Annotated in this window: 6 protein-coding genes and 3 tRNA genes; 2 read left to right on the top strand and 7 right to left on the bottom strand. The window is 57.3% G+C overall.

Annotated elements, in window-relative coordinates; all coding sequences use genetic code 11:
- Nucleotides 1-19: 19 nt before the first annotated feature.
- The 3 genes from tuf to QNJ43_RS26380 all read right to left on the bottom strand — a co-directional run bounded on the left by tuf (nucleotide 20) and on the right by QNJ43_RS26380 (nucleotide 1,559).
- Nucleotides 20-1,210 (bottom strand): elongation factor Tu, encoded by a 1,191-nt coding sequence (gene tuf / locus QNJ43_RS26390; protein WP_300474973.1) that lies wholly within the window; start codon nucleotides 1,208-1,210, stop codon nucleotides 20-22.
- Nucleotides 1,211-1,380: 170 nt separating this feature from the next.
- Nucleotides 1,381-1,451 (bottom strand) — tRNA-Gly (locus tag QNJ43_RS26385).
- A 23-nt stretch (nucleotides 1,452-1,474) separates the two neighbouring features.
- Nucleotides 1,475-1,559 (bottom strand) — tRNA-Tyr (locus QNJ43_RS26380).
- 296 nt (nucleotides 1,560-1,855) lie between these two features.
- Between QNJ43_RS26380 and QNJ43_RS26375 the strand changes: the two genes are divergently transcribed.
- Nucleotides 1,856-2,689 (top strand): RNA methyltransferase, encoded by an 834-nt coding sequence (locus tag QNJ43_RS26375; RefSeq protein ID WP_300474971.1) that lies wholly within the window; start codon nucleotides 1,856-1,858, stop codon nucleotides 2,687-2,689.
- A gap of 31 nt (nucleotides 2,690-2,720) precedes the next feature.
- On the opposite strand, the gene QNJ43_RS26370 is transcribed toward QNJ43_RS26375, so the two are convergent.
- Complete coding sequence (locus QNJ43_RS26370; RefSeq protein WP_300474968.1) at nucleotides 2,721-3,197, bottom strand: BA14K family protein; 477 nt, start codon at nucleotides 3,195-3,197, stop codon at nucleotides 2,721-2,723.
- Nucleotides 3,198-3,826: 629 nt separating this feature from the next.
- Here QNJ43_RS26370 and QNJ43_RS26365 point away from each other — a divergent pair.
- Nucleotides 3,827-3,902 (top strand) — tRNA-Thr (locus QNJ43_RS26365).
- A 1,188-nt stretch (nucleotides 3,903-5,090) separates the two neighbouring features.
- Here the strand turns inward: QNJ43_RS26365 and QNJ43_RS26360 are convergent.
- The 3 genes from QNJ43_RS26360 to QNJ43_RS26350 all read right to left on the bottom strand — a co-directional run.
- On the bottom strand, nucleotides 5,091-5,237 hold the full coding sequence (locus tag QNJ43_RS26360; RefSeq protein WP_300474966.1) for a hypothetical protein: 147 nt from the start codon (nucleotides 5,235-5,237) through the stop codon (nucleotides 5,091-5,093).
- A gap of 54 nt (nucleotides 5,238-5,291) precedes the next feature.
- A complete protein-coding gene (locus QNJ43_RS26355) occupies nucleotides 5,292-5,576 on the bottom strand; it encodes a hypothetical protein (RefSeq protein ID WP_300474964.1) in 285 nt (94 codons plus the stop codon).
- A gap of 186 nt (nucleotides 5,577-5,762) precedes the next feature.
- Nucleotides 5,763-6,518: cysteine synthase family protein (locus QNJ43_RS26350; protein WP_300474962.1), on the bottom strand; the 756-nt coding region annotated here is incomplete at its 5' end.

Genomic DNA, 6,518 nt, shown 5'->3' with positions numbered 1-6,518 from the left:
CCCGACTTATCCAGTTCGATTACTCGATGATCGAGGCAACGACGCCGGCGCCGACGGTCCGGCCGCCTTCGCGGATAGCGAAGCGCAGACCTTCTTCCATCGCGATCGGCACGATCAGCGTCACCGAAACTGACACATTGTCGCCCGGCATCACCATCTCTGTGCCTTCCGGAAGCTCCACAACACCCGTCACGTCCGTCGTGCGGAAGTAGAACTGCGGACGATAGTTGGTAAAGAACGGCGTGTGACGGCCACCCTCTTCCTTCGTCAGGATGTAAGTCTCGGCCTTGAACTTTGTATGCGGGGTCACAGAACCCGGCTTGCAAAGAACCTGGCCACGCTCGACATCCTCACGGCCGATACCGCGGAGAAGCGCACCGATGTTGTCGCCGGCCTCGCCCTGATCGAGCAGCTTGCGGAACATCTCGACGCCCGTGCACGTCGTCTTCTTCGTGTCGCGGATACCGACAATCTCGATTTCCTCACCGACCTTGATCACGCCGCGCTCGACGCGACCCGTCACGACCGTGCCGCGACCGGAGATCGAGAACACGTCCTCGATCGGCATCAGGAACGGCTGGTCAACCGGACGATCCGGCGTCGGAATATACTTGTCGACCTCTTCCATCAGCTCCAGAACCTTCTGGCGGCCGATTTCCGGATCGCGGTTCTCAACCGCTGCAAGCGCGGAGCCCGCAACAATCGGAATGTCGTCGCCCGGGAAGTCGTAGGACGAAAGCAGCTCACGCACTTCCATCTCGACGAGCTCGAGGAGCTCCGGATCGTCAACCTGGTCGACCTTGTTCAGGAACACCACCAGAGCAGGCACGCCGACCTGACGGGCAAGCAGGATGTGCTCGCGCGTCTGCGGCATCGGGCCGTCAGCAGCGGAGACCACCAGGATCGCGCCGTCCATCTGCGCGGCACCCGTGATCATGTTCTTCACGTAGTCGGCGTGGCCCGGGCAGTCCACGTGAGCGTAGTGACGGTTGGCCGTCTCGTACTCGACGTGCGCCGTGGAGATCGTGATGCCGCGCGCCTTTTCTTCAGGCGCCGCGTCGATCTCGTCATAAGCCTTTGCAACACCACCGCCCTGCTCGGCCAGCGTCATCGTGATCGCTGCGGTCAGGGTCGTCTTGCCGTGGTCAACGTGGCCGATCGTGCCAATGTTAACGTGCGGCTTGTTGCGCTCGTATTTCTCTTTCGCCATCGACGTCGCTCTCTGCTTGTTTCTACGCGGCGCAAGCCCGCGAGTCTTCCCATTCCAGGAATGGCCGGAGGCGGCGACATCGCGCCACCCGGCGATGGACCAGATACGGGACCGACCTCACCTAATTAGGGCGGTTTGACGATAAATTACAAGGCGTGCCCGCAGGTCGGAGCGGGTGAAGGGAATCGAACCCTCATCATCAGCTTGGAAGGCCGTTGCTCTACCATTGAGCTACACCCGCGCTCTCAAGCCCGTATTGTGCGATGGTGGAGGAGGTTGGATTCGAACCAACGTAGGCAAAGCCAACGGATTTACAGTCCGTCCCCTTTAACCACTCGGGCACTCCTCCGTTCATCGCACCCGGTAGCCGTAAAGCCTACAGGACCGCCAAACAGAAACACACGGCCACCCTTCGCTTTACGAACGAAACGTCCGTAGAACCCGGGGGCGGTGAATCCCGTGGCGCGTGTTATGGCGATGTCGTCCCTGAGTGTCAACGAGCGATTGGACAAGAATGTCGTTTTTCTACCCACGGCTTATCGTCCCACACCCACTTGCGATTTGAAATCAGCGGCAAAACAGGTGCCGGTTGAAGGCCGCGGAAGGCGCTTGCGCCCTCTCCCGCCGCTGGCTAAGGCTTCTCCCATGAACAAGCCGCCAGAAAAATCCACAGACAGATCTTCGGGCAAATCCCCGAACAGATCTTCGGGCAAGCCCTCCCGCCGTCCGAGCCGTCCGACCCCGCACCGCAACAGATCGGAGCCGTCGGAAGGCCCTATCCTTATATATGGGCTTCACATCGTCGAAGCGGCCTTCGCCAATCCCGACCGCAAGCGCCATCGGCTCGTCGCCACGCGAAACGCCCTGCAGCGCCTAGAGGAGCGCGGCGTTGTCGTGGATGTTCCCGTCGATCTGGTCGATCCGCGCTTCATCGCCTGCCAGCTTCCCCGCGATGCCGTTCATCAAGGCGTGCTGCTCCAGGTCGATCCACTCCCGGCATATGACCTGCAATCGCTGGGCGAGGCCCGGCTCGTGCTGGCGCTGGATCAGGTCACCGATCCGCACAATGTCGGCGCGATTCTGCGCTCCGCCGTGGCGCTCGGCGCCGATGCCGTCGTGACGACCTATCGCCACGCCCCTGAAGAAGGCGCCGTCCTCGCCAAATCCGCCTCAGGCGCCCTTGATATGGTGCGCAACCTTAAGGTGCGGAACATGGCGAAATTCGTGACGGAGGCCGGAGAAGCAGGCTTCACCCGCGTGGCGCTAGACAGCGACGGCCCCGCCTCGCTTGAGGAAACGGATCTCGGCGAGAAGCTGATTCTCGTTCTGGGTGCGGAGGGCAAGGGCGCGCGCCAGGGTGTGCGCGAAGCTTGCGACACACTCGCCCGGCTCGACATGCCGGGCAAGATTCGCTCCCTCAACGTTTCGAACGCGGCCGTCCTCGCCCTTTACATCGCGCGCGGCAAGCTGGGCCTTTAACGGCTCCGCCGCCGCCCGCGCTGTCAGCCCGTTACCGGCAGCGCCAGTATTTGCCGGAATAGGCGAGATAAAGTCCGGTACGCGGATTGAAGTTGCGATATTTCGAAGCGCAATAGGCGTACCACTCCGGCGAGCCCGCAACCAACCGCCCGCGATAATAATAGCCGCGCGATGGCGGAGGCGGTGGCGGGGCATAATAATAGGGCCCCGACTGATACCTGTAGCGCCAGTACGGTACGCCGACATAGGGCGCGAGCACCGACCCGAACCAGAACGATAGCCCCGGACCATAGAACCCGCGATGCCGCCACGGCCTGTGCCGCCAGTGGCGATAACGGTAGTCGACACGCATCGGCTGAAGCCACGCCGCATCCGGCGAGACGATCGCAGCAGTTGAGACCTGCCCCGGCGCAGGGAGCGGCAGCGCCGCCGCCGTTTGCGGCCCCGCCCACATCAGAGCACCGACACAGGCGATCATTCCAAGAAAGGTTTTGACCGGAAGACCCATGACATCTCCTTCCCTTCATCCCCGCAATTGACGAGCCCGCAGCATTCCCCTACGGACCTCGACACCTGCGGCTTTCAAAACCCGCATTGAAGAAAACGGCATTCCGATTGAAGAAATGTAGCACGCAAAGCCGGCGAAAGCCGAACATCGCAACGCTCAACTTCCCGTGTGCACACCTCACCTCGCCTCGAACGAGCCGCTGAAGGATGCCTGAAGGACCGTTTGGCCATCTCAGTGTCCGGCTCGTCGATTGCATTGGGTAATCCCAGCCACAATTCCCTCGTCATTGTCGGCTCCGACCGGCAATCCATGCCGTGACGCCTCAACGCGGCAACAGGCTGATATGGATGAAAGACTTGCCCCCATTCCAGGCCGGTAGAGCACAGAATGGAGCCTCCAATCTCTACGATGGGGCAAGGATAACAAGCGGAGAGCATTACGAGTAATGCGATACCATTCCCGGGCCGAACCCTCCGGGACAGGCCGCCGAAATCGCGAAACGCGACCTAGCTTGTGACAAAGCGGATTTCCCTTGATGCAACGGCCATCGCCTTGTGCTAAATGAGCGCTGATTTGACAAACTGAAGGCGGCGCCCTGCGCCCTTGTGCCATTTCAGGCGCCTTTGCGGGCCGGTATAGCTCAGTTGGTAGAGCACCTGATTTGTAATCAGGGGGTCGCGAGTTCGAATCCTGCTGCCGGCACCAATAATTTCAGTGCCTTAGCCGAAATTAGATGCGAACGAAACGAGAACGTTCGACGGTCGCAACGTCGCACACGTGCGACCCTTTTGGGAGCGTGGTATTTTGGGCGAAATTGGCAAATCGAAACCCAACACACAAAGGGGCGGGCGACACGCCCCAGAAATCAACTCGCTGCCGACAGCAACTTACCCCGTTCGTTTTGCTCCACCCCGGCTAAGATCCAATTTGGCAATTCTTAGTCCTCGCGCCTTAGCCTTCATGATTTGGAACGAACTAGGGTCTCAATTGTCGCAAAATCACCTTTTCAAGCCGCAATTCTGTGGAACTTGTTTTTCTAAAAATACTTAGTATGTAGTAAGTATTTCGCCCGAAAGGCATGAGAGGCAATGTATATTGCCCTGCATAGCATCACATGCTATCTTAAAATTCAATATTCTCAGTACTCTAAAATAGTAATGATTATCAACACTATAAGACATAATATATGAACGAATCCAAAAGAAAAAAATTATATGAATTTCGTCAGGTCTGTGGGCGCAATTATAGCCGTTGTTAAGGGGTTGATAGAAATACACAAATTCACATATCCTAATTTGTCAATGTCAAAATTTCGACCTTTCTGGCACATGGGAAGTAGAAAAAAGCAATTAAATACAAAAAACGATCAGTATAAAATTTAAAATAATAGAAGAAATTTATTAATTTTTAATATAAAATAAAATTGCAGAGATATCATAGGAACAGAAACCAAAAAACATAAAGGGAAAGATGTAAGTTACTCCGAAATATCACGCATAATAATAGATTTTAGTGAAATAAATTGCAAAACTATTGTTTTGTATTTTACACAGAGTTGGAATAACAACGAAGCTACATCAAATGAGACAATCTCAACTCAGATTAATAAATCTGAAAGTGAATTTCGTTATTTTTTCCAAAAACAAATTGGCGGATTATCTGGAAAAGTGATTGGGAAAAGATAGATCACTACACGCTTAGGCGCTAACAAAATGTAATTTCTCGTTATTCGCCAATTGAAATGTATTACATCAAATTTCTATCTTGTTCAACATTGTTCATCTTATACGTCTATCGTCCCCTCTCCGCCTCAATCCTCTCCACCGCAGCGCGTAGATATTTCAGATCCGACCGCAACGCCGTGAACAACTGCACTTGGCTCACGGGATCAACCTACCCTTCGCGCTCAGCCGTCTCCAGTACTGCTAGCCGACGGGCGTGATCCTCCAGCATCGAATCGAACTTCTGCCAGCCGACCGACAGGCCGACTATCCCCCCGATCGTAATGAGGTTGCCGACCGAGATATCCGGCCAAAACAATCAAGTTCCAGTGTTTCCGCTCGACGGCCATACCTTGCCCCTTGTGGCTACTCGTCAAGCCTTGCCGTTGCGCTTTTCCTGGCTGCACTGCCAGACGTAGACGCCGAGCACGGACGCACCGAAGCCGAGATAGGTGGTCACGTAGCCGCCGATCTGGCCGACCGCATTGATCGGGCTTTCCGCCGCCGCGATTGCGTAGACGAAGGCTGCGCCCAGCGCCGAATAGACCAGGCCGAACTCAATCCCGAACAGAACGGCCGCCAGACGCGCGTCAGCGCGCCCTTGGCCTTCTGCTCGGCCCGCGTGGTCTGGTTGACCTGCCCCAGCATCGCCGCCCAATCCTCGCGCCGGTCGATCTCGACCTGGCGGATCGCCTTACCCAACACCGGCAACCCGTCGGGCGCCCTGGCATCAGGCGGTGCGGATCTCGTGAAGAAAGCTCACCAGACTTAGGATCCAAAGCGGGCAGCACGCTTTTCTCCACTCCCTCCGGTGCCGGGTGATCGTTGCGGCAATACCGTGGTCTCAGGCGAAGAGATCGCCGTTGAGATAGCGCAGGCCGGTATCGACGATCACCGTCACCACCGTCTTCCCCGGACCGAGGTCTAGCGCCCGTTTGCGAGCGGCCCAGATGTTTGCGCCGGAGGTAGCCCCGCCGACCAGTCCTTCCTGCCGTGCCAGTTGCCGCGCGCCCCAGACAGCATCCTCGTCAGTGACGGGGACGTCGTCGTCGATCAGGTCCCACCGCAGAATTTTCGGAACGAAGGAAAGCCCGATACCTTCCAGCTTGTGCGTACCGCTGACGTCTCCACCCGACACATTGCGGACATGGTACGACTCCACCGCGACAATCCGGGTATTCGGATTATGCCTCTTCAGGACCTCGGCATTGCCCGAAATACAGTCGCCACCGCCCGCCGCCATGACGAATTCATCCACCAGGCGGTCAAGCTGTTCGAGGATTTCCAGCGCCATCCGGTGATAGCCCGCCTTGTTGTCCGGATTGTTGACCTGATCGGACCAGAACGTGCCCGGTTCCACGGCCAGTTCGCGGGTGCGGGCGATCATCCTGTCAATCACCTCCGCAGTCAGGACGCCGCCCTCGGCGTGGATAATCTCAAGCGTGGCCCCGAAGGCCCGCATGGTACGCAGCTTTTCCTCGGCAAACCCGTTCGAGGAGACGAAATGCGCCCTATATCCGCGAATGGCACAGATCATTGCCAGAGAACTGCCGGTGCTACCGCCGGTATATTCCACGACACGCCCGCCCGGACGAAGGTC

The organism is Breoghania sp., from assembly GCF_030066895.1.
GTDB lineage: Bacteria > Pseudomonadota > Alphaproteobacteria > Rhizobiales > Stappiaceae > Breoghania.
This window is presented reverse-complemented; position numbering and strand designations above follow the sequence as displayed.